The 26084-nt window shown below is 71.9% G+C and carries 19 protein-coding genes; 15 read left to right on the top strand and 4 right to left on the bottom strand.

Going from position 1 to position 26084, the window contains the following annotated elements:
• The first annotated feature begins 17 nt into the window (after positions 1 to 17).
• The 3 genes from AW27_RS08170 (at position 18) to AW27_RS08160 (ending at position 4725) form a co-directional block, all read left to right on the top strand.
• Positions 18 to 725 (top strand): GNAT family N-acetyltransferase, encoded by a 708-nt coding sequence (locus AW27_RS08170; RefSeq protein ID WP_078557146.1) that lies wholly within the window; start codon positions 18 to 20, stop codon positions 723 to 725.
• Between the two features lie 101 nt (positions 726 to 826).
• Positions 827 to 2701, top strand: coding sequence for an IucA/IucC family protein (locus AW27_RS08165; protein WP_037929799.1), 1875 nt, complete (start codon positions 827 to 829; stop codon positions 2699 to 2701).
• Positions 2702 to 2754: 53 nt separating this feature from the next.
• Positions 2755 to 4725 (top strand): ATP-dependent DNA helicase, encoded by a 1971-nt coding sequence (locus tag AW27_RS08160; RefSeq protein WP_037929796.1) that lies wholly within the window; start codon positions 2755 to 2757, stop codon positions 4723 to 4725.
• Between the two features lie 103 nt (positions 4726 to 4828).
• Here the strand turns inward: AW27_RS08160 and lexA are convergent, their stop codons facing one another.
• Positions 4829 to 5623: a transcriptional repressor LexA gene (gene lexA / locus AW27_RS08155; RefSeq protein ID WP_037929793.1), complete on the bottom strand. Its 795-nt coding sequence runs from the start codon at positions 5621 to 5623 to the stop codon at positions 4829 to 4831.
• A 469-nt stretch (positions 5624 to 6092) separates the two neighbouring features.
• Between lexA and nrdR the strand changes: the two genes are divergently transcribed.
• The 6 genes from nrdR (at position 6093) to AW27_RS08125 (ending at position 14268) form a co-directional block, all read left to right on the top strand.
• On the top strand, positions 6093 to 6605 hold the full coding sequence (gene nrdR, locus AW27_RS08150) for a transcriptional regulator NrdR (protein WP_030838121.1): 513 nt from the start codon (positions 6093 to 6095) through the stop codon (positions 6603 to 6605).
• Positions 6606 to 6750: 145 nt separating this feature from the next.
• Complete coding sequence (locus AW27_RS08145) at positions 6751 to 9642, top strand: vitamin B12-dependent ribonucleotide reductase (protein WP_037930006.1); 2892 nt, start codon at positions 6751 to 6753, stop codon at positions 9640 to 9642.
• 398 nt (positions 9643 to 10040) lie between these two features.
• Positions 10041 to 10646 (top strand): YdbC family protein, encoded by a 606-nt coding sequence (locus AW27_RS08140; RefSeq protein WP_063838155.1) that lies wholly within the window; start codon positions 10041 to 10043, stop codon positions 10644 to 10646.
• Positions 10647 to 10718: 72 nt separating this feature from the next.
• Positions 10719 to 11378: a histidine phosphatase family protein gene (locus AW27_RS08135; protein ID WP_037929786.1), complete on the top strand. Its 660-nt coding sequence runs from the start codon at positions 10719 to 10721 to the stop codon at positions 11376 to 11378.
• An 11-nt stretch (positions 11379 to 11389) separates the two neighbouring features.
• Positions 11390 to 12304: an ADP-ribosylglycohydrolase family protein gene (locus tag AW27_RS08130; RefSeq protein ID WP_037929783.1), complete on the top strand. Its 915-nt coding sequence runs from the start codon at positions 11390 to 11392 to the stop codon at positions 12302 to 12304.
• Positions 12305 to 12555: 251 nt separating this feature from the next.
• Entirely contained in the window at positions 12556 to 14268 is a 1713-nt protein-coding gene (locus AW27_RS08125) for a DUF4153 domain-containing protein (RefSeq protein ID WP_078557140.1), read from the top strand.
• A gap of 87 nt (positions 14269 to 14355) precedes the next feature.
• On the opposite strand, the gene AW27_RS08120 is transcribed toward AW27_RS08125, so the two are convergent.
• The gene (locus AW27_RS08120; protein WP_037929780.1) at positions 14356 to 15909 is read right to left on the bottom strand and encodes an MFS transporter; all 1554 of its coding nucleotides are present in this window, start codon (positions 15907 to 15909) and stop codon (positions 14356 to 14358) included.
• A 144-nt stretch (positions 15910 to 16053) separates the two neighbouring features.
• Between AW27_RS08120 and AW27_RS08115 the strand changes: the two genes are divergently transcribed.
• The 3 genes from AW27_RS08115 (at position 16054) to AW27_RS08105 (ending at position 18175) form a co-directional block, all read left to right on the top strand.
• Positions 16054 to 16656: a TetR/AcrR family transcriptional regulator gene (locus AW27_RS08115; protein ID WP_037929777.1), complete on the top strand. Its 603-nt coding sequence runs from the start codon at positions 16054 to 16056 to the stop codon at positions 16654 to 16656.
• 116 nt (positions 16657 to 16772) lie between these two features.
• On the top strand, positions 16773 to 17483 hold the full coding sequence (locus AW27_RS08110; RefSeq protein ID WP_037929774.1) for a ribonuclease HII: 711 nt from the start codon (positions 16773 to 16775) through the stop codon (positions 17481 to 17483).
• Between the two features lie 59 nt (positions 17484 to 17542).
• Positions 17543 to 18175: a hypothetical protein gene (locus AW27_RS08105; protein WP_037929771.1), complete on the top strand. Its 633-nt coding sequence runs from the start codon at positions 17543 to 17545 to the stop codon at positions 18173 to 18175.
• A 207-nt stretch (positions 18176 to 18382) separates the two neighbouring features.
• On the opposite strand, the gene AW27_RS08100 is transcribed toward AW27_RS08105, so the two are convergent.
• Positions 18383 to 19012 carry a hypothetical protein gene (locus AW27_RS08100; protein WP_037929767.1) on the bottom strand — a complete coding sequence of 210 codons (630 nt, stop codon included), beginning with the start codon at positions 19010 to 19012 and terminating at the stop codon, positions 18383 to 18385.
• Between the two features lie 215 nt (positions 19013 to 19227).
• Complete coding sequence (locus AW27_RS08095) at positions 19228 to 21387, bottom strand: RecQ family ATP-dependent DNA helicase (RefSeq protein ID WP_037929765.1); 2160 nt, start codon at positions 21385 to 21387, stop codon at positions 19228 to 19230.
• 122 nt (positions 21388 to 21509) lie between these two features.
• Here AW27_RS08095 and AW27_RS08090 point away from each other — a divergent pair, with 122 nt between their 5' ends.
• The 3 genes from AW27_RS08090 to AW27_RS08080 all read left to right on the top strand — a co-directional run bounded on the left by AW27_RS08090 (position 21510) and on the right by AW27_RS08080 (position 25912).
• Positions 21510 to 22775, top strand: a complete 1266-nt coding sequence (locus AW27_RS08090; RefSeq protein ID WP_078557138.1) for a DUF4192 domain-containing protein — start codon at positions 21510 to 21512, stop codon at positions 22773 to 22775.
• Between the two features lie 209 nt (positions 22776 to 22984).
• A complete protein-coding gene (locus AW27_RS08085) occupies positions 22985 to 24973 on the top strand; it encodes a glycogen debranching N-terminal domain-containing protein (protein WP_052031338.1) in 1989 nt (662 codons plus the stop codon).
• A gap of 192 nt (positions 24974 to 25165) precedes the next feature.
• Positions 25166 to 25912: an NUDIX hydrolase gene (locus tag AW27_RS08080; protein ID WP_037929764.1), complete on the top strand. Its 747-nt coding sequence runs from the start codon at positions 25166 to 25168 to the stop codon at positions 25910 to 25912.
• Positions 25913 to 26084: the final 172 nt, after the last annotated feature.

Below are 26084 nucleotides of genomic sequence, written 5' to 3'. Positions count from 1 at the left end.
GCGGAGGAGAGCCCCCGATGAGCCTCACGGACACCGCCGCCGATTACGCCGGACCCGGTCTCGACGCCCCTGACGCCGTCTACGCCCTCGGCGCCGTCCAGCACACCGCCGTACCGTGCCGCAACGCAGGCCTGCTGCCCCTGCTCGCCGAGGCCGACCTGCTCGATTCACCCGCCACCTGGGGCAGCGTCACCACCCGGGCCGGGACCTTCCGCCTGGAACCCGTACGGCCGGGACGAGACCTGGAACTCCTCACCGGCTGGATGAACGACCCTGAGGTGAACGCCTACTGGGAGCTCGCCGGCCCCGCCGCGGTCACCGCGGCCCACCTGCGGGCCCAGCTCGACGGCGACGGCCGGAGCATCCCCTGCCTCGGCGTTCTCGACGGCGTGCCGATGAGCTACTGGGAGATCTACCGGGCCGACCTCGACCCGCTCTCCCGCCATTATCCGGCGCGCCCCCACGACACGGGTATCCACCTGCTCATCGGAGACGGTACGAACCGCGGCCGCGGGCTGGGCACGGCACTGCTGCGAGGCGTCGCCGACCTGGTCCTCGGCAACCGTCCCCGCTGCACACGCGTCGTCGCGGAACCGGACATCCGCAACACCCCCTCCGTATCGGCCTTCCTCGGCTCGGGCTTCCGCTGCCACGCGGAAATCGACCTCCCCGAGAAGCGCGCCGCCCTGATGATCCGGGAGCGGGCGCTGCGCAATCTCCTCTGATCACCGCCCCGCACGCCGCGACCGCCGTCGTCGTCGCTCCGCACCTCTCCCTTCGAAAACTCCGCGTCGCGCAGCAAAGTTCCCGATCTGCGAGGAGTCACGTGCCGAACTTCCCAGCAGCCCCCGGCCCGACGGAAAAGATCCTGCCACCGTCGCCCCAGCACCCCTGCACACCACCTGAACTCACCAGCCCGACCTGGGAGTCCGCCGCCCGCAGGCTCCTCGCCAAGATGCTCGCCGAATTCGCCTACGAGGAGATCATCGTCCCCGTCCCCGTCCCCGCCCCCGTCCCCGTCCCGGCCGTCGCCGGTGACGCCTGGACCGTGACCCTCGACGACGGCAGCAGTCTCGGCTTCCGGGCCCGCCGCCGCTCGTACGGCAGTTGGCACGTCGATCCGGACACCATCACCCTCGGAGCACCTCCGCCCGCCCCGCCCGCGCCGGTCTCCTTCGGGGACCCGTACGCCTTCCTCGTCCGCGCCCGCACCCTCCTCGGACTCGACGGAGCCACCCTCGGCCACCTCGTCCGCGAACTCAGCGCCACCCTCGCCGCGGACGCACGGATCGACCACACCGCCCTCACCGCCGACGTCCTCGCCGACCTCGACTACGCGGCCCTCGAAGGCCACCAGACCGGCCACCCCTGGCTCGTCCTCAACAAGGGCCGGATCGGGCTGTCCGCCTCCGACACCGCAGCCTGGGCCCCCGAGGCACGCAGCCACCAGCGCCTGCCCTGGCTCGCCGCCCACACCTCGCTTGCCGCCTACCGCGGAACCGGCGGCTTGGAGGACCCCGCGCGCCTCTACTCCGCAGAGCTCGACCCGGCCACCCGAGCGGCCTTCGACCAGGCCCTCCGCGACCGCGGCCTCGACCCGCTGCGCTACCTCTACTTCCCCGTGCACCCCTGGCAGTGGGACGAGGTGGTCGTTCCCCTCTTCGCCCCGGCACTCGCCTCCGGGGATCTCGTCCCCCTCCCCGCCGACCCGGACGTCCGCCTGCCCCAGCAGTCGATCCGCACCTTCCTCAACCTCACCCGCCCCGATCGGCACAGCGTGAAGCTGCCGCTGTCCGTTTTCAACACCATGGTCTGGCGCGGACTGCCCTCGGACCTCGCCCTCGCGGCCCCCGCCGTCACCGCCTGGATCCACTCCCTCCGCGACGCCGACCCCTTCCTGCGCGACGAGTGCCGCGTGATCCTGCTCGGTGAAGTCGCCTCGGTCACCGTCCGCCACCCCGTGTACGAACTGCTCCCCGAGGTGCCGTACCAGTACAAGGAACTCCTCGGCGCGATCTGGCGCGAGCCCCTGACCGGTCTCCTCGCGGCCGGGGAGCGCGCCCGTACGCTCGCGTCACTGCTGCACACCGACCCCTGCGGCCGGTCGTTCACCGCCGAGCTCGTCGCCCGCTCCGGTCTGACGCCCGCCGCATGGCTGCAGCGGCTCTTCGCGGCCGTCCTGCCGCCGCTGCTCCACTTCCTCTACCGCTACGGCACGGTCTTCTCCCCGCACGGCGAGAACGCCGTCGTGATCTTCGATGAGCACGATGTCCCGGTCCGGCTCGCCGTGAAGGACTTCGTGGACGACGTCAACATCAGCGACGAGCCGCTGCCCGAGCTGGCCTCCGTACCCGACGAGGTCCGGGCCGTCCTGCTCACCGAGCCCGCCGACTTCCTGCCGCAGTTCATCCACTCCGGGCTGTTCATCGGAGTCTTCCGCTACCTGTCTGCGCTCTGCGAGGACCGCCTCGGCGTCCCCGAGGACGATTTCTGGTCGCTCGCACGGGCCGAGATTCTGCGCCATCAGGCCCGTTTCCCCGAGCTCAAGGACCGCTTCGAGCTCTTCGACCTGCTCGGCGAGCGCATCGCCAGGCTGTGCCTGAACAGGAACCGGCTGTACGAGGACGGCTACCGGGACCGCCCCGACCGCCCGCACGCCGTGCAATACGGCACCGTGCCCAACCCCCTCCACGGGCCGTGAATCCCCGCCGGTGTGCGCATGCTGTCAGCGGGGCCCCGTAGGGTGGCAGTGCTATGACGAAGCCCTCTCTCCCCGACCTGCTGCACGCCGCCGTCTCCGCCGTCGGCGGTACGGAGCGCCCCGGCCAGGTGGCCATGGCCGAAGCCGTCGCCGAAGCGATCGACGACAACTCCCACCGGCTCATCCAGGCGGGTACCGGCACCGGTAAGTCGCTCGGCTACCTGGTGCCGGCCTTGGCCCACGGCGAGCGTGTGGTCGTGGCCACCGCGACCCTGGCCCTCCAGCGGCAGCTCGTCGAGCGTGACCTGCCCCGGACGGTGGACGCACTGCATCCGCAGCTGCGCCGCCGACCCCAGTTCGCCATGCTCAAGGGCCGGTCGAACTACCTGTGCCTGCACCGCCTGCACGAAGGTGCCCCGCAGGACGAGGAGGAGGGGCTCTTCGACCAGTTCGAGGCCGCCGCTCCCACGAGCAAGCTCGGCAAGGACCTGCTGCGGCTGCGGGACTGGGCCGACGAGACGGAGACCGGCGACCGCGACGACCTGACACCGGGTGTCTCGGACAAGGCCTGGTCGCAGATCTCCGTCTCCTCCCGCGAGTGCCTGGGCGCGACGAAATGCGCCTACGGGGCCGAGTGTTTCGCCGAGGCCGCGCGCGAGCGGGCCAAGCTCGCGGATGTGGTCGTCACCAACCACGCGCTGCTCGCCATCGATGCCATCGAGGGCGCTCCGGTGCTGCCGCAGCATGAGGTGCTGATCGTCGACGAGGCGCACGAGCTGGTTTCCCGGGTGACCGGAGTCGCCACCGGCGAGCTTACCCCCGGCCAGGTCAACCGTGCCGTGAAGCGCTCCGCGAAGCTGGTCGACGAGAAGATCGCGGACGGTCTGCAGACCGCCTCCGAAACCTTCGAGCGCGTCATGGAGCTGGCGCTCCCGGGCCGACTGGAAGAGATCCCCGAGGACCTCGGCTACGCCCTGATGTCCCTGCGGGATGCCGCGCGCAACGTGATCTCGGCCATGGGCGCCACCCGTGACAAGTCCGTCCACGACGAGGATGCGGTCCGCAAGCAGGCCCTGGCGGCGGTGGAGAACATTCACGCCGTGGCGGAGCGGATCACGAACGGATCCGAGTACGACGTCGTCTGGTACGAGCGGCACGACCGCTTCGGCGCCACCCTCCGCGTCGCCCCGCTGTCGGTGTCCGGGCTGCTGCGGGAGAAGCTCTTCGAGGACCGTTCGGTGGTGCTGACCTCCGCCACTTTGAAGATCGGCGGCGACTTCAACGGTGTGGCCGCGTCCCTGGGGCTTTCGCCGGAGGGGGTCGAGGGAGACGACGTGCCCCTGTGGAAGGGCCTGGACGTCGGCTCGCCCTTCGACTACCCGAAACAGGGCATCCTCTACGTCGCCAAGCACCTGGCCACGCCGGGCCGTGAGGGCACCCGCGGCGACATGATGGACGAGCTCGCCGAGCTGATTGAGGCGGCGGGCGGCCGGACCCTCGGGCTGTTCTCCTCCATGCGCGGCGCCAAGGCGGCCGCCGAGGAGCTCCGCGGTCGACTCGACAACCCGATTCTGCTCCAGGGCGAGGAGACGCTGGGCGAGCTGATCAAGACCTTCGCCGCCGACCCGAAGACCTGCCTGTTCGGGACGCTGTCCCTGTGGCAGGGCGTGGACGTGCCCGGCCCCAGCTGCCAGCTGGTGGTCATGGACCGGATTCCCTTCCCGCGTCCCGACGACCCGCTGATGAGCGCCCGCCAGAAGTCGGTGGAGGAGCACGGGGGCAACGGCTTCATGGCCGTCGCCGCCACGCACGCCGCCCTTCTGATGGCCCAGGGTGCGGGCCGGCTCGTCCGGGCTTCGGGAGACCGGGGTGTCGTCGCGGTCCTGGACCCCCGCCTGGCCACGGCCCGGTACGGAAGCTTCCTGCGGGCCACGCTGCCGGACTTCTGGTACACCACGGACCGCAACCAGGTCCGCCGCTCGCTGGCGGCGATCGACGCGTCGGCGCAGGCCGACGGCGCGTAGGGAAGGCCCGCGGGGAAGAGCACCCGCGGGGAGGCGCCGAAGACACGGACAGCCCCCGGGACCGGCGCAGTGGGTCCCGGGGGCTGGCTAGGGAGCGGCGGGGTCAGACCCGGCGCAGAACCGCGACGACCTTGCCGAGGATGGTCGCCTCGTCGCCGGGAATCGGCTGGTAGGCGGCGTTGTGCGGGAGGAGCCACACGTGGCCGTCCTCGCGCTTGAAGCGCTTGACGGTGGCCTCGCCGTCCAGCATCGCGGCGACGATGTCGCCGTTCTCCGCGACGGGCTGTCGGCGGACCGTGACCCAGTCGCCGTCACAGATGGCTGCCTCGATCATCGAGTCGCCGACGACCTTGAGGACGAAGAGCTCCCCGTCACCGACGAGCTGGCGGGGGAGCGGGAACACGTCCTCGACCGACTCCTCGGCGAGGATCGGGCCGCCGGCCGCGATCCGGCCGACCAGGGGAACATAGGAGGCGGCGGGCTTGCCGGTGGTGTCCGTGGGCTGCGAGCTGGGCTGGTCGGAGCCGCGCACCTCGTAGGCCCGGGGCCGGTGCGGGTCGCGGCGCAGGAAGCCCTTGCGCTCCAGGGCCATCAGCTGGTGGGCCACCGACGACGTGCTGGACAGGCCGACCGCCTGGCCGATCTCCCGCATCGACGGCGGGTAACCACGGCGCTGCACGGAGTCGCGAATGACTTCGATGACCCGCCGCTGCCGGTCCGTGAGCCCGGAGCTGTCGGCGCGAATGCCTGGAGGTCGACCTGGCAGCGAGCGCGCGGGGCGCACCGCGGCGTCCGTCTCCGGGTTCAGGTTTGCGTCGTTCATGGCATGCACCGGCTCGAGTCGGTTCTGGGAGCGGTTCTGGGCAGTGATGGCGGCACTGTCTGCGGTGGTGGTCACGTCGGCCCCTCTCGAAATGTTCTCCCTAGCTGGACAACGGTAGTTGCTTTCGAAAGGTTGCGCCAAACACACGTTCGAGTGAAAAATCGCAGATCGGCCTGCGTGGGCACATGGTGAGGTGTATAGGCGATCGGATCGACGAACGCGGGTTCGACTCGGGATCCGCTGCTTACGGTACCCTTCCCGGTCGGGTCGCCGCCGTTCGGTCGTGTGCCCAGTGTGGCACCGGGGGGCCTCGTATCCGGCTATCGGACGTCGCGACACGCAGGGGTGTCTAAATCCGTCGCAACCCAAGATCTAGTGGTTGGATGGGCGCGGCCACCCAGAAGTTGTGGTCCCTGGTTCCGCTGAGGCTCCTGGGATCGCATATGCTGGTGCCTGCTCCGCGAGCCCCCGGCAGAGTCCGTCTCCGTCGGTCTGGGGCTCCATGGGGTGATTCAGTCGTGCCGAGAAGGAGGGTGAGGGAACCATGCACTGCCCCTTCTGCAGGCACCCCGACAGCCGCGTCGTCGACAGCCGCACCACGGACGACGGCACGTCGATTCGCCGGCGCCGTCAGTGCCCCGACTGCTCCCGTCGCTTCACGACGGTGGAGACGGCCTCGCTGATGGTGATCAAGCGCAGCGGGGTGACCGAACCCTTCAGTCGTACCAAGGTCATCTCCGGCGTGCGCAAGGCGTGCCAGGGGCGACCGGTCACCGAAGACGCCCTCGCCAAGCTCGGCCAGCGGGTCGAGGAGGCGGTGCGCGCCACCGGCAGTGCCGAGCTGACCACCCATGACGTGGGTCTGGCCATACTCGGCCCGCTGCAGGAGCTCGACCTGGTCGCGTACCTTCGGTTCGCGTCCGTCTACAAAGCGTTCGACACCCTCGAAGACTTCGAGACCGCCATCGCGGAACTGCGCGAGCCGCGGCCTCACCCCGAAGAGTGCGAGCACGGGGGGACCGCTCCGGTCCCCGTGCCCGCCTCCGCCGCCGACTGACCGGGCTGCCCGCGACGCGGTGCTCGTACACCGGGTCGCGGCCGGTCGGCCGTGCCAAGAGACGTAGACACACAGACACAGCATTGTGCCGCGGAATATCGCTGGCACTTTAGGGCGTTTTTGCCCGCATATGGGAGGCAGCGGCATGACAGAGACGGCGAGCAGCTCGGCACGTGGTTCCCGCGCCAAGGGAACCAAGGCTGCCAAGGGCGGCCTGCGTATCGAGCGCATCCACACCACCCCGGGCGTGCACCCTTACGACGAGGTGAACTGGGAGCGCCGTGACGTCGTCATGACCAACTGGCGCGACGGCTCGGTCAACTTCGAGCAGCGCGGCGTCGAGTTCCCCGACTTCTGGTCGGTGAACGCGGTCAACATCGTCACCAGCAAGTACTTCCGCGGCGCGGTGGGCACCCCGCAGCGCGAAACCGGTCTGAAGCAGCTGATCGACCGGATCGTGAAGACGTACACGAAGGCCGGCGAGGACCACGGCTACTTCTCGTCGCCCGCCGACGTGGAGATCTTCGAGCACGAGCTGACCTACGCCCTGCTGCACCAGATCTTCAGCTTCAACTCCCCGGTGTGGTTCAACGTCGGAACGCCCCAGCCCCAGCAGGTCTCCGCCTGCTTCATCCTGGCCGTCGACGACTCCATGGAGTCGATCCTCGACTGGTACAAGGAAGAGGGCATGATCTTCAAGGGCGGCTCCGGCGCCGGCCTGAACCTCTCCCGCATCCGCTCCTCCAAGGAGCTCCTCTCTTCCGGCGGCAACGCCTCCGGCCCGGTCTCCTTCATGCGCGGCGCCGACGCGTCCGCGGGAACGATCAAGTCGGGCGGCGCCACTCGCCGCGCGGCCAAGATGGTCGTCCTGGACGTGGACCACCCGGACGTCGAGGCCTTCATCGAGACCAAGGTGAAGGAGGAGGAGAAGATCCGCGCCCTGCGCGACGCGGGCTTCGACATGGACCTGGGCGGCGACGACATCACGTCCGTCCAGTACCAGAACGCCAACAACTCCGTCCGTGTGAACGACGAGTTCATGACGGCCGTCGAGAACGGCACCGAGTTCGGCCTGCGGGCCCGTATGACCGGTGAGGTCATCGAAAAGGTCGACGCCAAGGCGCTCTTCCGCAAGCTCGCCGAGGCCGCATGGGCCTGCGCCGACCCGGGCATCCAGTACGACGGTGTGATCAACAACTGGCACACCTGCCCCGAGTCCGGCCGGATCACCGCGTCCAACCCCTGCAGCGAGTACATGCACCTGGACAACACGTCCTGCAACCTCGCCTCCCTCAACCTGATGAAGTTCCTTAACGACGACGGCAAGGGCAGCCAGTCCTTCGACGCCGAGCGCTTCGCCAGGGTCGTCGAGCTCGTCATCACCGCGATGGACATCTCCATCTGCTTCGCGGACTTCCCGACGCAGAAGATCGGCGAGAACACCCGCGCCTTCCGCCAGCTGGGCATCGGCTACGCCAACCTCGGCGCCCTGCTGATGGCCACCGGCCACGCGTACGACTCGAACGGCGGCCGCACCCTGGCCGCGTCGATCACCTCGCTGATGACCGGCACCGCCTACAAGCGCTCCGCCGAGCTGGCCGCCATCGTCGGCCCGTACGACGGCTACGCCCGCAACGCCGAGGCGCACAAGCGCGTCATGAAGCAGCACGCCGACGCCAACGCCGTCGCGCCGCGCACCGAGGACCTGGACAACTCGATCTGGGCCGCGGCCACCGAGGCCTGGCAGGACGTCCTGCGCCTCGGCGAGAAGAACGGCTTCCGCAACTCCCAGGCCTCCGTCCTCGCGCCGACCGGCACCATCGGCCTCGCGATGTCCTGTGACACCACCGGTGTCGAGCCGGACCTGGCCCTGGTCAAGTTCAAGAAGCTCGTCGGCGGCGGCTCGATGCAGATCGTCAACGGCACCGTCCCGCAGGCCCTGCGCCGCCTGGGCTACCAGGAGGAGCAGATCGAGGCGATCGTCGCCCACATCGCCGAGCACGGCAACGTCGTCGACGCCCCGGGCCTGAAGACCGAGCACTACGAGGTCTTCGACTGCGCGATGGGCGAGCGGGCCATCTCCCCGATGGGCCACGTCCGCATGATGGCCGCGATCCAGCCCTGGATCTCCGGCGCGATCTCGAAGACGGTCAACATGCCGGAGTCGGCGACCGTCGAGGAGATCGAGGAGATCTACTTCGAGGCGTGGAAGCTCGGCGTCAAGGCGCTCGCGATCTACCGCGACAACTGCAAGGTCGGCCAGCCCCTCTCCGCCAAGAAGAAGGAAGAGGAGAAGGAGGAGGTCACCGCCAAGACGGAGGAGACCATCCGCGCCGCCGTCGAGAAGGTCATCGAGTACCGTCCCGTCCGCAAGCGCCTTCCGAAGGGCCGCCCCGGCATCACCACCTCCTTCACGGTCGGCGGCGCCGAGGGCTACATGACCGCGAACTCCTACCCGGACGACGGCCTGGGCGAGGTCTTCCTGAAGATGTCCAAGCAGGGCTCGACCCTCGCGGGCATGATGGACGCCTTCTCGATCGCCGTCTCCGTCGGCCTCCAGTACGGCGTGCCGCTGGAGACCTACGTCTCGAAGTTCACCAACATGCGCTTCGAGCCGGCCGGCATGACGGACGACCCGGACGTGCGGATGGCGCAGTCGATCGTCGACTACATCTTCCGTCGTCTGGCACTGGACTTCCTGCCCTTCGAAACCCGCTCCGCGCTCGGCATCCACACGGCCGACGAGCGCCAGCGCCACCTGGAGACCGGCTCCTACGAGCCGCTGGAGGAGGAGCTGGACACCGAGTCGCTGGCCCAGTCGGCCCCGCTCGCCGCTGTGCCCTCGGCCCCGAAGCCCGCCCCCGTCGCCGTCCCGGCCCCGGAGCGCAAGGCCGCCCACAGCAGCGCCGAACTGGTCGAGATGCAGCTCGGTGTCTCGGCGGACGCCCCGCTCTGCTTCTCCTGCGGTACGAAGATGCAGCGGGCCGGCTCCTGCTACATCTGCGAGGGCTGCGGCTCCACCAGCGGCTGCAGCTGACACCGGGCGCGGCGGCGGCCCGCAGGCGGCGCCGGACGTAGTCCGCGCCCGTAGCCGCCCGCGGTCCACGAAGGGGGCCGGCCATCGGCCGGTCCCCTTCGCACGTCGGCCGTGTGCGCGCCCCTCCGGCTGGGGCCCGGCTTCCGGAGGATCCCGCGGCGGCGGGGGAACCCCGGCCGGACGTCACCGCGTTGCCCGCAGTGCACCAGGTGGCGACCCGCCCCCGGCCGTGCCTGCTGCGCGACCCGACCCCGCGCAGCACAGCCGTCCCGTGGAGCACACCGTGCTCGACCAGGAGTTCGGATATCGAGTGCCTGGTCGGGGATGCGGAGGAACTGTCGGGGATGTACTTCGCCGGGGACTGACCGAGGCCCGGGCCCGGCCCGTACGATGGCGCAGTGCTGGTCAAGTGGATTCGCTGCACGGTGACGGACCGACGCGGGTTCGAGCGGGGGCAGCGAAAATGGGCGGGGCTGCCGGGCGAGCCGGGATTCCGGGGGCAGGGCGGCGGCTGGAGCAGGGGCCGGCAGGGGGTGGCGCATGTCTTCGCGTTCTGGGAGAGCCGTTCCTTCTACGACTCCTTTATGGCGCGCTCGCACGACAGGCTGGCCGCCGCGCAGCACGGCACCTACACCGATCTGCGGGTCACCCTCTTCGACCACCGCTTCGACGTGAAGACCGGCTTCGAGCCGCGCTTCACCGATGCCGACGTCGTCCGGGTGGCGCACACCCGGGTCCGCGAGGGCCGGGTCGACCACTTCGCCCTCATGCAGGAGAAGGTGTGGAATCCGGCCATGGCGGGCTCGCCCGGCATGGTCCGAGGCCTCTTCGGTGAGGCTCCCGGCCGGGAGTTCCTGGTGCTCTCCATGTGGCACGCCGCTGCCGAACACGGAAAGTACCGGCAGGAGCGGGTGGAGAGGCTGTCCCTGCGTGCCCAGATCCAGGCCGATGTCGAAGCCCTCACCGGTGATGTCGTCGACCTCGAGCCGTCCTGGACGGTGTGACCGTATGACGAGCGCCGGGCCGACCGGCGTGCCCGGTCGGACGGCCCGGCCGTGGCCGAATAGGGTCATGAGATGGTTCGACCACGGCGCATCGTCCTTGTCCGGCACGGGGAATCGGAGGGGAACGCCGACGACACGGTGTACGAGAGGGAACCCGACCACGCCCTGAGGCTCACCCGTACGGGCCGTGAGCAGGCCGCGGTGGCCGGCGTCCGGCTGCGCGAGATCTTCGGTGACGAGACCATCAGCGCGTACGTCTCCCCCTACCGGCGGACCCTGCAGACCTTCCGGGAACTCGGGCTCGACCCCACACGGGTCCGGGTGCGGGAGGAGCCGAGGCTGCGCGAGCAGGACTGGGGCAACTGGCAGGACCGGGAGGACGTACGGCTCCAGAAGGCGTACCGGGACGCGTACGGGCACTTCTTCTACCGCTTCGCGCAGGGCGAGTCGGGTGCGGACGTGTACGACCGGGTCGGGTCCTTCCTGGAGAGCCTCTACCGCAGCTTCGAGGCCCCCGACCATCCCCAGAACGTGCTGCTGGTGACGCACGGGCTGACGATGCGGCTGTTTTGCATGCGCTGGTTCCACTGGTCGGTGGCCGAATTCGAGGCCCTGTCCAATCCGGGGAACGGCGATTTCCGGATGCTCCTGCTGGGGCCCGACGGCCGGTACCGGATGGACCGCCCGTTTGAGCGGTGGACCACACCGGAGCCTTATGACCTGGACGGCTAGAGTGACCCGCGATGACGCCTGACTCCACTCCCGAACGGCGCTACGCACGCGCCATGGCCAGCCTCCGCGGGCTGGCGCTGGGTGACGCCCTCGGCTCCCAGTACTTCGTCCCCGTGAACTACCCGCTGCTCAAGCGGCGCGAGCTGCCCTCCGGCACGGAGACGTGGCAGTGGACCGACGACACCGAGATGGCCTGCTCGGTGGTGGCCGTGCTGGCCGCGCACGGGCGGGTCGACCAGGACGCGCTCGCGAGTTCCTTCGCGCACCACCACGACTTCGACCGCGGCTACGGGCCGGCGGTGAACCGGATGCTTCGGCTGGTGAGGGAGGGCGAGGACTGGCGCACGCTGGCCGCCGAACTGTTCAACGGGCAGGGTTCGTGGGGGAACGGCGCCGCCATGCGGATCGCTCCGCTGGGCGCCTGGTACGCCGACGACCCGGAGCAGGCGACCCATCAGGCGGAGATCTCCGCCTACACGACGCATCAGCACCGTGAGGCCGTGTGCGGGGCGATGGCCGTCGCCGCGGCGGCCGCGCTGGCCGCCGGTACGGATGCCCCGCCGAAGGCTGCCGATCTGCTCGACGGGGTGATCGCCCTCGTGCCGCGCAGCGCGGTCGGTGCCGGGCTGCGGCGCGCCCGGGACATGCTGGACTACGGCGACGCGACCACCGTCGCCGCCGTGCTGGGCTGCGGACGGCGGACCAGCGCCCACGACACCGTGCCCTTCGCCCTGTGGTCGGCGGCGCGGGCGCTGGACGACTACGAGCGGGCCTTCTGGACCACTGCGCAGGTGGGCGGGGACGTCGACACGACCTGCGCGATCGTGGGCGGGGTGCTGGGTGCGCGCGGGGACGCGGTGCTGCCGGCCGACTGGCTGGCGCGCACCGAAGTGCTGCCGGCCTGGCTGCCGCAGACGGCGGCGTAGCCGCTCGGATACGCGCTCGTGTCGGGCCGCTCACGTCGGGCGGCTCACGGCGGGCCGCTCACGGCGGGTGGCCCCTGCCGGGCGGCAGGTGGCCGCGGGCTTCCGGGCCGGGGTGAAGGCCCCCTTCTGATTGTCACGGTCCTGCCACAGCATACTTTTGATCCTGTTCAAAACTGCTGGCGGGCTGCCTACCCTGTCGACACCGCCGCCCCGACCTGAACGCCCGGGCGGCCGACCGGGGAGGGGACCCGATGTCAGAGAACACCGGCGGGGCTGACGAAGCTCGGCCCGAGGCGGCGGCCAACGCGGAGCTCCCGAAAGGGGATTCGCCCGCGCAGCCGGCTCCGGAGGGCAATCCGCCCGCCGGCCCGGCCGGGTCCCGGCCGGGCGCACCCGCCGTCCTGCCGGGCTGGCAGCCGCACCGGCACCAGCAGCAGCCGCGGCCCTGGGGGCCGCCGCCCCCGAATCCGCCCGCGAAGCCGTCCTGGGCCACGGTGGTGCGCCCCGCCGACGCCGCCCCCGTCCGGACCGCGACCTTGGCCTGCGTCCTCGTCGGCGGCCTCGCCGCCGCGATCCTCCTGGGCGACGGCATGGGCCCCGGTCTGCTGCTCGCGGTGGTGCCCGCCGCCGTTGCCGCATACACCGCCGCCCGGGTGGCCGGTCGTAGGGCCCGGCCCTGGACGCTGGCCTGGGTGATCGGCTGTCTCGCGCTCCTGGCGGTACCCGCGCTGCGCGATTCCGCCTGGCCGTCCACGCTCGCGATCCTGGCCGCCCTGCTGCTGGGTGCACTCGCCCTGCACGGCAGCCGCACCTGGCCCGGGGTCTTCCTCAGCCCGCTCGGCTTCGCCGACTCCACCGTGTCCGGCATCGCCTGGGTCGCGAAGGGGCTGCGCTCGCGCGGAGGGATCGGCAAGGACCGCTGGCTGCCGGTCGCCAAGGCGGCCGCCGTGGCCGTGGCCCTGCTCGTGCTCTTCGGTGCCCTGTTCGCCTCCGCCGACGCGGCCTTCGCCGATCTCCTGGGCGGCCTGATACCCGACGTGTCGGTCGAGGACGGGCCCATCCGGCTCATGCTCTTCGTCCTCGGCGCGGTGACCGCGATCGCGGCTGCCCGTACCGCGGCAGCCCCGCTGCGCTGGGACCGGATCAGGGTGGCCCCCGGCAGGCCGCGTTCCCGGGTCGAGTGGGCTCTTCCGCTCGTCGTGCTCAACCTGCTCTTCGCCGGGTTCAACGCGGTCCAGCTGGCCGTGCTCTTCGGCGGCTACGACCAGGTCCTGGAGAGCACCGGCCTCACCTACGCGGAATACGCCCGCCAGGGATTCTGGCAGTTGCTCTGGGCCACCCTGCTCACCCTCGCGGTGATCGCCCTCGCCCTGCGCTGGGCCCCGCGCTCCGGGGCAGGCGACCGGCGCACGGTCCGGGTCGTCCTCGGAATCCTGTGCGCGCTGACCCTCGTCGTGGTCGCGGCCGCGCTGCGCCGCATGGACCTCTACGTGGACGCCTACGGGCTGACCAGGCTGCGCGTCTCGGTGGCTGCGATGGAGCTTTGGCTCGGGCTGGTCATCGTGCTGATCATGGCGGCCGGGCTGTTCGGTGCGCGCTGGCTGCCCCGTGCGGTCGCGGCCGGCGCCGCCGCGGCGGTCATGGTCTTCGGCCTGCTGTCCCCGGATGGAATGGTCGCCGAGCGGAACGTGGCCCGCTTCGAGACGGACCAGAAGATCGACCTGGCCTACTTCCAGTCCCTGTCCGCGGATGCCGTCCCCGCCCTGGACCGGCTGCCCGAGCCCCGTCGGTCCTGCGCCCTGCGCGGGATCAACGACGACCTGTCCAGGGCCGGCGACGTGCCCTGGTACGCGATGAGCCTGGGGGAGTACCGGGCCCGGCAGATCCTGCGCGAGCGTCCGGTGACCGCTTCGTACGAGGTCTGCTCGCGCCTGGGCGCCTTCGGCAGCCGGGTCGAGCACTAGGCGGTCACGGGGCGAGTAGCAGGACTCCCGCCGATCGGGTCGGGCTCGGGGAGCTCCCCGAGCCCGACCCGCGTGGGCGAGGAACATTCAGGCCGCCGGACCGGCCTTCGCGGCGGTCCCGGCCAGGGCCTCCAGGTCGCTCTTGCGCACCCGGATCACCAGCAGGGCGGTGGCCAGGGCGAGGCCGGCCATCGCCACGGCGGCCATGAACGAGGTGGAGATCCCCTGGGCGAGGACGAGGTCCCCCCAGGGGTCGGGCAGCCGCCCGGTCTCCCGGAAGGCGGCCGCGGCCTGGGGATCCGCCTGGGACAGGAAGGCCGGGACCTGCTTCGCGGCCTCCTCGCGGCTGGCCGTGCCGAAGACGGTGACGAGGATGGACAGGCCGAGCGAGCCGCCGACCTGCTGGCTCGCGTTCAACAGTCCGGAGGCCGCGCCGGCCTCCTTCGGGTCCACCCCGGAGACGGCGGTGAGGGTCAGCGTCACGAAGTTCAGGCCCATGCCGAAGCCGAACAGGAGCATCGGCCCCAGCACGCCGGAGAGGTACGAGCTGTCGGTCCTCAGGAGGGTCAGCCATGCCAGCCCGGTGCCGGTGAGCGCGGATCCGATGACCATGAAGGGCTTGGGCCCGAAGCGCGGCAGGAAGCGCTGGGAGAGGCCGGCGGCGGTGACGATGGCGATCGTGACGGGCAGGAAGCCCAGTCCCGACCGGATCGGTGAGAAGCCCAGCACGTTTTGCACGAACTGGACGATGAAGAAGAACATGCCGAACATCGCCGCGGCGAGGCCGAGCATGATCACGTAGGTTCCGGTGCGGTTGCGGTCGGCGAACATGCGCAGCGGGATGATCGGCTCACGGGCCCGAGACTCGATGACGACGAAGAGGGTCAACAGGACCAGGGCGGCGGCGAACGACCCGAGGGTGAGCGGGTCGCGCCAGCCCTCCTCCGAGGCGCGGATGAAGCCGTAGACGAGCGAGGCCATGCCGATGGTCGAGGTGAGGGCTCCGGCGATGTCGAACCGGCCGGGGTGGCGCTCGGACTCGCTGATGTAGAGCGGGGTGAGCACGGCGATCAGAAGGCCGATCGGCACGTTGACGAAGAGCACCCAGCGCCAGTCGAGCCACTCGGTCAGCATGCCGCCTGCCAGCAGGCCGATCGCGCCACCGCCTGCGGAAACGGCGGCGAACACGCCGAACGCCCGGTTCCGCTCGGGGCCTTCGGGGAAGGTCGTCGTGATCAGGGCGAGCGAGGTCGGGGAGGCGATCGCCCCGCCGACGCCCTGGAGGGCCCGGGCGGCGAGCAGCTGCCACGGTTCCTGGGCGAAGCCACCGAGGAGCGAGGCCAGGGTGAAGAGCAGGATTCCGGCCAGGAACACCCTGCGCCGGCCCAGGATGTCGCCGGCCCGGCCGCCGAGCAGGAGCAGCCCGCCGAACGTGAGGGTGTAGGCGCTGAGCACCCAGGACAGGCCGGTGGTGCTGAAGTCGAGCGCGGTCTGGATGTGCGGGAGCGCGATGTTCACGATGGTCGCGTCGAGGACGACCATGAGCTGGCAAGCGGCGATGACGGTGAGCGCCACGCCGGGGCGTCCCTCCCGGCGTGCCGCCCCCGGTATCCGGGGCGCGGCGAGTTGAGAGCTTGTCACTGAGGATCCCCCCAAAGTGAAATAGTGAACGCTGTCGTTCACTACGGGGTCCACGGTAGGAGTCCAGCCTTAGTGAACGCAAGCGTTCACTAAGGCTGGAAATCTATGCGGCGTCGGTGGCTCGGGCCGGTCGGAGGTGGGGAGATGGTGGGTTCGCGCTGGTCATCGGCGTCGCCGGGGCGCAGGAGGGGCCCCGAACTCGAACGGGCGATTCTCGACGCGGCGTTGGAGCAGCTGAGTACGGTCGGCTGGAACGCGTTGACCATGGAGGGTGTCGCGGCCGGCGCGCAGACCGGGAAGGCTGCGCTCTACCGGCGCTGGCCCTCGAAGGTGGACCTCGTGGCCGACGCGCTGCGCACCGGCCTGCCTGGGATCGGTGAGATTCCCGACTCGGGATCGATCCGTGAGGACCTCTATCTGCTGTGTGTCCGTACGAGGGAGGTCATGTACTCCCAGGCCGGGCAGGCCCTCTGGTCGGTACTTCACGAATGCGATCACGCGACGGCGGAGCGGTTTCATGGGGTCATCTGGTCCGGGTTGCAGGAACCTGCCCAGCGTCTGATCAGGGAGCTTGTGCTGCGTGGGATCGTGCGGGGGGACGTGCGGCCGGACGCTACGGGTCCGTTCGTCGTGGACGTCATTCCGGCGATGCTGATGTATCGGGCCAAGGTGTGCGGGAGCGAATGGGGGGACGTCGACCTGGCCGAACTGATCGACGAGGTGATGGTGCCGCTGCTCAGAGTCTGAGACGGGGAGGGGCGGCGGAGGGGGACGGTCCGGTGGGGTCCGAGGTCGGTCGCATGCCGCTCCGACCGGGGCGGGGGTGTGCAGCAGGCCCGGGGCGGCGTACCCTTGCTGGCGCCATGCCGTACGAAGCACCCACCCACACCGTCGAGCGCTCCCTCCGTGCAACCACCGGCGCCAAGGTCATCGCCGGGGTCGACGAAGTCGGACGAGGGGCCTGGGCCGGTCCCGTCACCGTGTGCGCGGCGATCACGGGCCTGCGTCGGCCGCCCGCCGGACTCACGGACTCCAAACTGCTCACCCCCAAGCGGCGCGATGCCCTGCTGGACGTCCTGGAGGCCTGGGTCACCGCGTACGCGCTCGGGCACGCCACACCCGAGGAGATCGACGAACTGGGCATGACGGCCGCCCTGCGGCTCGCGGCGCAGCGTGCGCTGGGAGCCCTACCGGTGCGGCCCGACGCGGTGATACTCGACGGCAAGCACGACTATCTCGGCCCGCCCTGGCGGGTTCGGACGGTGATCAAGGGCGACCAGTCCTGTATCGCCGTCGCCGCGGCATCGGTCATCGCCAAGGTCCGCCGCGACCGCATGATGGCCGAAATCGGTGAACAGGGCGGTGGAATCGAAGACTTCGCTTTCGCCGCCAACGCCGGATACCCCTCGCCCGTGCACCGGGCGGTCCTGGAGGAGCGGGGGCCCACCCCCTACCACCGGCTCTCGTGGTCGTACCTCGACGCGCTGCCCAGATGGCGCCACCTGAAGAAGGTGCGCCGCAGCGAAGACTCGATGGAGCTGGAAAACGGAGGCCAACTCGGCTTCGATTTCTGATCGCACACATGTGCCACCGGCCGGTACGTTTCGTACTGGCGTTTGAAGTACGTCAACTCATGCCTCTCACCCCCGCCATCGAGGAGCCTCAGATTCACGAGAGTGCCCAGGGTCCCCGCGTCACGCCGGCCGCGAGCCGCAACGCGCAGACCCCCCGCCCCGTACCTGGTCCGCGTCCCGCCGCCGCCCCGCGGCCCGGCCGCCCCGGTCCCGCCCGGCCCGCACCCCCCGCGCAGCGTGCGGCGCAGGCCACCCCCGGACCCGTTCCCGCAGCCCCCACCGCACCGTCCGTCTCTGCGGCGGTGCCGCAGATCCAGCTGATCCCGGCGTCCGCCGATGGTGCGCTGGACGCGGCCGAAGAAGCCGTGGACCTGCTGCTCGACACCGGGCGCGCGCCCGGCGACATCCTGGTGCTCACCACCGGCGACCCGCACCCGTGGGCCGCTCACGAGCTGTCTTTCGGCGAGCCCGCCTACTGGGCCCTGCACGATGCCGGGGACGACGTCTTCTACGCGGACGCGGCCCAGGTCAAGCGTGCCGCCGGTCGTCCCGTCGTGGTCTTCGCGGCCAATGGCGGTCCGGTTGACACCGTAGCGGGTTCCTTGCCGGTCGCTCTCACCCGGGCGGGTGCGCTGCTGATCGTGTGCGGTGACCCGCAGCAGATCAACTCCGTTCTGGGTGCGGGCGTCTGACGCCCTGTACCCCGGCATGGGCGAGGGGCGGGGCGGGCGTTGAGCCGGCCCCGCTGAAGCCCCGGCCGGGGTCCGTGGCGTGGCCGCGTGGGCGGCCGGGGCCTGATCCGCCGTACGTCCGTTCCGCGTGTACGGCCGTGAGGCCTGCCCACGAGCGGGCTCCGCGCCGTGAACCGGAGACGGGCGGGCCCGGCGACGGGTATGACCTCAGCGCGCGGCGGTCCGGCGCAGGGCCTCGACCGCACCGCCACCGGTGTGCAGGGCGAGCGGCGCGAACTCGGCCACGGTGTCGCCGAGCCGCTGCGGCCGCGAGTCCGAGCTGGGTCGCCGGCCACCGCGCCCTTCGCCCAGCACCTGCCAGCCGTCACGGGTGAGCGTGATGTACGCGCCGCAGCGCAGCCCGTGCAGGGTGCAGGCGTCCCGAAGGCCCCACATCCAGGCCCCGTCCTCAGGGGTCCACCGCTCGTCGCCCTCGCGGCAGTAGAGGAGCACGGCTGTCCGTACCGGGGTCCGCCGACGCAGGTCGTGCGGGAGCACCCGGCGCAGCCGGGACAGCAGGGCGTTGCGGTACTCCCAGCCGTCGGCCGACACCGAGCGCTGTACGAAGGAAGCGCTCGCCACGAGCTGTTCCTCCGGGCCCAGGACGGCGATCACCGCGGTCGAGGGAACCGGACTGTGCCGGGAGTGCAGGCCGCTGACGACGTCGCGCGGATTGCGCAACAGGGGAATGCCCGCCGACATCCACTCGGACGGTTCCAGCAGTCTGCCGTGCCGGCTCGCGCCGCCGGTGGCTGTTGCCAGGGACGAAGTCGAAGGCGGCGTGAATCCGAAGGTCACGTTCCTCCCTTCGGGTACACGCCCGCGGACGGGCACGGCTGGAGTCAGGGCGCGCCGCAGCGCGGCCCAGGAGGGTGCCGAGGAGCCGAGCGGGAGCACTCCAATTCTCGCGTGGCTTCCGAGCATGCGGCAACGAGCAATTGACGACGCCGACCGGAATTCGCCGGTATGCCGTTCATATCCTTGCCCCGCCACGCCGAGGAAGACGCACGGGGTCACCCCTGGAGCGCCAGCACCAGCGGGAACACCTCCTTTGCGCCTGCGCGTCGCAGGAGCCGGGCCCCCACCGCGAGAGTCCATCCGCTCTCCGCGCGGTCGTCCACGAGGAGCACCGGGCCGGGGGTCTGCGCCAGCGCCGCCGCCAGCTCCTGCGGGACCGTCAGGGCCTGGTGGAGGCCGCGGACCCGCTGGGCGCTGTTGGAGGACGCCGGCCCGGACTCGGGGACCTGGTCGGTGTAGGCGACCGCGCCGAGCAAGGGCATTCGGCCGACTTCGGCGATCCGCGCTGCCAGCGAGCCGACCAGCTGGGGGCGGCTGCGCGAGGGCAGCGAGACCACGCCCACCGGACGCGCTGGTGCGTCGGGGGCGCCGGAGGCCCACCCCCCGGGGCCGCGCGCCCAGTCGGCGAGCACCGCGACCACGGCTTGTGCGACATCGTCCGGAACGGGCTGGTCGGGAGCCTGCGGGGCCAGCATCGGGCGCAGCCTGTTGCCCCAGCCGATGTCGGACAGACGGCCCAGGGCTCGGCCCGTCGAGGCCTGTTCCCCGGCGGGGATGCGTCCCTTGAGGTCGACACCGACGGCGGCGAGCCCGGTGGGCCACATCTTGCGCGGCTCCAACTCCACACCGGGGCGGCCCAGCTCGCCGCGTGCGGTGTCGAGCGCGGCTGTCGACACCTCGGCCGCGAACCGGGCGCCGGCGCAGTTGTCACAGCGGCCGCAGGGCCCGGCCTCGTCGTCATCGAGCTGCCGGCGCAGGAACTCCATCCGGCACCCCGTGGTCGCCGCGTAGTCACGCATGGCCTGCTGCTCGGCCGCCCGCTGACGCGCCACCCAGGCGTAGCGCTCGGCGTCGTAGGACCACGGTTCCCCCGTCGAGGTCCAGCCGCCCTTGACCCGGTGCACGGCGCCGTCGACGTCGAGGACCTTGAGCATGGTCTCCAGCCGGGTGCGGCGCAGGTCGACCAGCGGTTCCAGGGCGGGCAGCGACAGGGGGCGCCCGGCCTGGGCCAGCACGTCGAGGGTGCGGCGGACCTGCTCCTCTGGCGGAAAGGCGACCGACGCGAAGTACTGCCAGATCGCCTCGTCCTCCCGGCCGGGCAGCAGCAGCACCTCCGCGTGTTCCACTCCGCGGCCCGCACGTCCCACCTGCTGGTAGTAGGCGATCGGCGAGGACGGCGACCCCAGGTGCACTACGAAGCCCAGGTCCGGTTTGTCGAAGCCCATCCCCAGGGCGGAGGTGGCCACCAGTGCCTTGACCCGGTTCGCCTGCAGGTCGTCCTCGGCCTGCTGGCGGTCCGCGTTCTCCGTCTTGCCGGTGTACGAGGCCACCGTGTGCCCGCGGTGGCGCAGGTACGCCGTGACCTCCTCGGCCGCCGCGACCGTCAGCGTGTAGACGATCCCGGACCCGGGCAGCTCGCCGAGGTGGTCCGCGAGCCAGGCGAGCCGGTGCGCCGCGTCGGGCAGGGACAGGACCGCCAGGCTGAGACTCTCGCGTTCCAGCGGGCCGCGCAGCACCAGGGCGTCCGTCCCGGCTCCGGTGCCGAGCTGCTCGGCGACGTCGGCGGTCACGCGGGCGTTGGCCGTAGCGGTCGTGGCAAGCACCGGTACGCCGGGCGGGAGGTCGGCCAGCATGGTGCGCAGCCGGCGATAGTCGGGGCGGAAGTCGTGTCCCCAGTCGGAGATGCAGTGCGCCTCGTCCACCACGAGCAGACCGGTGGCCGCCGAGAGCTTGGGCAGGACCTGGTCGCGGAAGTCCGGGTTGTTGAGCCGCTCCGGGCTGACCAGCAGGACGTCGACCTCGCCCGCCGCAACCTCGGCCTGGATCCCCTCCCACTCCTCGGGGTTGGCGGAGTTGATGGTGCGGGCGCGAATCCCGGCCCGGGCCGCAGCCTCGACCTGATTGCGCATCAGCGCGAGGAGGGGGGAGACGATCACGGTCGGGCCGGAGCCCGCCGCCCGCAGCAGCGAGGTCGCGACGAAGTACACGGCGGACTTGCCCCAGCCCGTGCGCTGAACCACGAGCGCACGCCGTTTGTGCGCGACGAGGGCCTCGATCGCGAGCCACTGGTCCTCGCGCAGCCGGGCCGTGCCCGTGGGGTCGCCCACGAGGCGGGCGAGTACGGAGTCAGCCGATGACCTCAGGTCTGCGTTCATGCCTCCATGCAACCCGATGTGTCTGACATCGCGCCAATGCCGCCCCATCCCGGTGGAAGTTGAACCGTCAACACTTATCCACAGGGCTTTCGGTATCGGATCACGCACGGGACCTTCGTGGCATGACGAACAGCAACGAAGCCCGTCGCCCGTCCGGCCGGTCCCTGATCGGCCCGGCCGGAACCACCGGCGTACCCCAGATCACTCTGCGCAGCCCGGCCGAACTGGCCGACGCGCTGCCCTACATGCTCGGCTTCCACCCGTCCGACTCTCTCGTCATGGTCGCCGTGCACGGCGAGGGCGGGCGCTTCGGCGGTCGGCTCCGTGTCGGCATCCCCACCGCCCCCGCGGAATGGGAGGACACCGCCCGGCAGGTCGCGGACTGCCTCGTCCGGGGCAGCGAACGCCGCGGCGGCAAGCCCGACGGCATCGTCGTCTACCTCTGTCAGGAGCCGCGTGGGGAGGAGGACGGCCGGGCTGTGATGACCCGGCTGCGGCCGTTCGCCCAGCGGATCCGGCTGGCCTGTGGCGCGCTGGACGTGCCGGTGCTGGAGGCGCTGTGCCTGTCGGCGGGCCGCTTCTGGTCCTATGTCTGCCCTGACGAGCGGTGCTGCCCGGCCGAAGGCAGCCCGCTGACCCCGGTGGGCACCTCGGTGACGGCCGCTGCCGCGACCTTCGCCGGGATCCAGATCCGCGGCTCCCTCGAAGAGATCGAGCGCAGGCTGGCGCCGCTGCGCGGGGCTGTGGCGGAGGAGGCCGAGCGGGCTCTGGACCGGGCCGCCGCGGCTCTGATGCCCCGGATCCTGCACGGCGCCACCCGGGAGGAGGTCGGTGCCGAGACCATCACGCTGGCGCAGGCCCTGATGCGGCGCATGGTGCTGGCCCCGCCCGTCGAGGGCGGTGCCCAGGGTGACGACTGGGACGACGCGCTCCTCGGGCACGACGAGGCGGCCTCGCTGATCCTCGGCCTCCAGGACCGGGAAGTCCGCGACATCGCGGCCGAGTGGATGGAGGGAGAGGAAGCGGCCCCCGCCCTGCGGCTCTGGCGGGCCCTGGCCCGCCGCTGCGTCGGCGCCTACGCAGAGCACGCCGCAGCCCCGCTCACCCTGGCGGGGTGGGTCTCCTGGTCGACCGGCGACGAGCCCACGGCCCGGATCGCCCTCGGCCTGGCCCTGCGCGCCGACTCCGAATACCGCTTCGCACAGCTGCTCCACCACGCCTGCAACGAGGGGCTCGACCCCGAGGGGCTGCGGCAGTGCCTCAGGGAGGAACGACGCCGCAGGCAACCCAGGCGCAGCCGGTCCTCGGCCGCCACTCGGCCGCCCGGCCGGCGGGGCCGCACGGCCCCGCGCCGCGGATCCCGCCGCACTGCGGGGACCGGGCAGTGAGCGCGCACCGGCCGTCGTCCGGCCGTCCCGTACGGATGCACCGCGGTGTCCCGGCACCCGCCCGGCCGAACGGGCCGCGCCCACGGAGCACCCGGCCGGAGCCGCGGCCCGTGACCCGGGCGGGGCCGGGGACGTTCAGCTGGGGGGAGGTCCGGCCCCGGCCGCGCCGCCGCCCAGCTGAACCCACCGGAGCGCAGACAAGGCGACACATGTCTCACCCCGCACCCGCCCGCCCGCCCGGCGTGCCCGCTGCCCGCAGGCCCGAGCTGCCACCCGTGCACGGCGCCGTCATCTGCGTCGCCGCGCCCTGTCTGGTCATTTCGCCGGAGCACGGCCAGTTGACCGGGAGGGGGGTCGACGGGATCTACCGCTCCGGGCGCAGGCTGCTTTCCCGCTGCATGCTGCGCGTCGGCGGCCGGGACCCGGTCGCCGTCCAGGGGCGCAGCCTCGGTGCCGACCGGGCCGCCTTCACCGCGACCGTGCGGACCGGCGCCGACCCCGGACCCGACCCGGACATCGGGGTGGAACGCGTCCGCCACGCCGACGGCACCGAACGGATCACCCTGCGCAGCTTCGCGGCCCGGCCGGTACGGCTCCCGGTGGAGGTCCACCTCGGGACCGACCTGGCGGAGCTGGCCGCCGTGGCCGCCGGCCGGGCCGGCCCGGAGCTGCCCGCCGGGGTGCACGCTGCCGGTCTGCGCTGGAGCACCGGCGAGGCCCAGGCCGTCACCGCGGCCGACCCCGCGCCCGACGACGCCGTGGCCTCGGCCGGACTGCTGCGCTGGCAGCTCGAACTGGGCCCCGGCGAATCGCGCACCATCGAGCTGCGGACCACGCACGACCAGGTGGTGCGGGCCCCCGTCGGCCGGGTGGCGAACCCCCTGGCCGACGCCCGCGCGGAGGGGGACGACCCGAGGGTCGGGGCATGGTTCCGCAGCAGCGTCCAGGACCTGGGCGCGCTGCTTTCGCGGGACCCCGCGGAACCGGGCGACGCCTTCGCCGCGGCCGGGGTGCCCTGGCGGCTGGGCCTGGCGCCGGCGGAGTCGCTCTGGGCCGCCCGCATGGCGCTGCCGTTGGGGACCGGCCTTGCCACCGCCACCCTGCGCGTGCTCGCCCGGACGCAGACCGGGGGGCACGGGGCCGACGCCGGGAGGATTCCGGGTCCCCTGCGGGGGGCCGGCCCGCAGTTGCCGCCCGCCTGCACCGGCACCGAGGCGACCCTCGCCTTCCCTTCGGTGCTCGCCGAAGCCCGGCTCTGGGGTATGCCGGAGGAGGACCTCGTCCGGCTGCTCCCCGCTGCCGAACGGTGCCTGGACTGGCTGCGCGGAGCCCTCGGGGATGACGGCTTCCTAGCCGATCCCGACCCCGGTCCCCGACGCTGCGAGACCCAGGCCCACGCCCACCGGGCCGCCGTGCTCGGCGCCGAACTCCTCGCCGGATGCGGGCGCCCCGGCGCTGAGGAGTGGCGGGAGCGGGCAGCGGCACTGCGGGAGCGGTTCCGGGAGCGGTTCTGGATCGATGGCCCGGACGGCGGCCGGCCGGCTTCGGCCCTGCATCCCGACGGGCGGCCGCTGCCGCGGCTGACCGGCGCTGCCGCCCACCTGCTCGACACCGGGCTCCTCGGCGGCGGGCGGCTCGCCCCCGGGCTTCTCGACCGGATCCGCACCGAGCAGCTCGCCCGGCTGTTCGGAGCCCCGGCCATGGACTGCGGATGGGGGCTGCGGAGCATGGCCCTCAAGGAGCCGGGATTCAACCCGTTCGGCCACCGCTCGGGCGCCGTGCGGGCGTACGAGAGCGCCGTCGCCGTGTCCGGCCTGGCCGCTGCGGGCTTCGAGAAGGAGGCAGCGGGCCTGCTCAGAGGGCTCCTGGACGCGGCGGAGGCCTTCGGGTACCGGCTTCCGGAGATGTTCGCCGCCGAGCAGCGCACCGCGGGCAGCGCCCCGGTCCCGCACCCGGCGGCCTGCCGCCCTGCCGCAGTGGCCGCGGCCGCGGGAGTCCACGTGCTGACCGCCCTCGCGGGCATCCGTCCCGACGCCCCCGCGGGCACCGTCACCCTCGCCCCCCTTCCCGGCGCGCCCCTGGGAGCGATCCGGCTCGCGGGCCTGCGGGTGGCGGGCGAGCCCTTTGCCGTCCGGGTCGGCCGGCTCGGCCTCGGCATGGTGGAGGAGGCCGCGGATGCGCTCCAACTGGGAGGCTGAGGGGGCCGGCGGCCCGAGCCCCGTACGAGTGGTGATGCCCCGCCTCGTGCGAGCGGTGATGCTTCGAGCCGGGCGTCTGGGCGGAGCACGTCACAGGTCGGGTGCGCCAGGCACCCTCGCCGGCCCGCGGGCCATCGTCTTCAAGGTCACCAAAGCGCTGTTTATCGTCAAGCAGACGACTATGATCGCGGCATGTCGCCCTACGACCCGTCGGCCTATCCGCCCTTCGCAGTCACCGTCGACCTGGTCGTGCTCACCGTGCGGCGCCACGCGCTCTGCGCGCTGGTCGTCCGGCGGGGTGAGCAGCCGTTCCAGGGGCGCTGGGCGCTGCCCGGCGGATTCGTCCGCGGGGACGAGGACCTCGCGGCCGCCGCTGCGAGAGAGCTCTCCGAGGAAACCGGCCTGTGTGCCCACGATCCGGCCATGCCGGGTGCGGGCAACGGGGCCCACCTCGAACAGCTGGCCACCTATGGCGATCCGAAGCGTGATCCCAGGATGCGCGTCGTCAGCGTGGCGCACCTGGTGCTGGCTCCGGACCTCCCCGCGCCCCGGGCCGGAGGCGATGCCAACAGTGCGCGCTGGGCACCCGTCGACGAGGTGCTGGCCGTCGGGGACGAGGGCGCCGCGGGGCTCGCCTTCGACCATGCGCAGATCCTCGCCGACGGTGTGGAGCGGGCCCGCTCGAAGATTGAGTACTCCTCGCTGGCCACCGCCTTCTGCCCGCCCGAATTCACCGTCGGGGAACTGCGCCGGGTGTACGAGGCGGTGTGGGGGGTGGCACTGGACCCGCGCAACTTCCACCGCAAGGTCACCGGCACTCCGGGTTTCCTGGTGCCGGCCGGCGGAACGACGACCCGTCAGGGCGGCCGTCCCGCCCAGCTGTTCCGCGCGGGCGGGGCGACCCTGCTCAATCCGCCGATGCTGCGCCCGGAGGTCTGACCCGGGGGAGCCCGCGCCACGGGTGCCGCGTCCGGCGATGGCCGCACCAGGGCCCCGGCCGGGGGAAGATCCGGCGGAACGATCGGCATTCGATCGGACCGGTTGCGCCGAAAATCGGACATATCGCGTTATCTTGCTTGCGGTACTCACGCTGCCGCAGAGCGGTCTCACA

Origin of the sequence: Streptomyces sp. PCS3-D2 (genome assembly GCF_000612545.2) — a bacterium.
In the GTDB taxonomy this organism is placed as follows: Bacteria; Actinomycetota; Actinomycetes; order Streptomycetales; family Streptomycetaceae; genus Streptomyces.
Note: the sequence above shows the minus strand (reverse complement) of the source record. Positions and strands in the feature narration are given on the sequence as shown.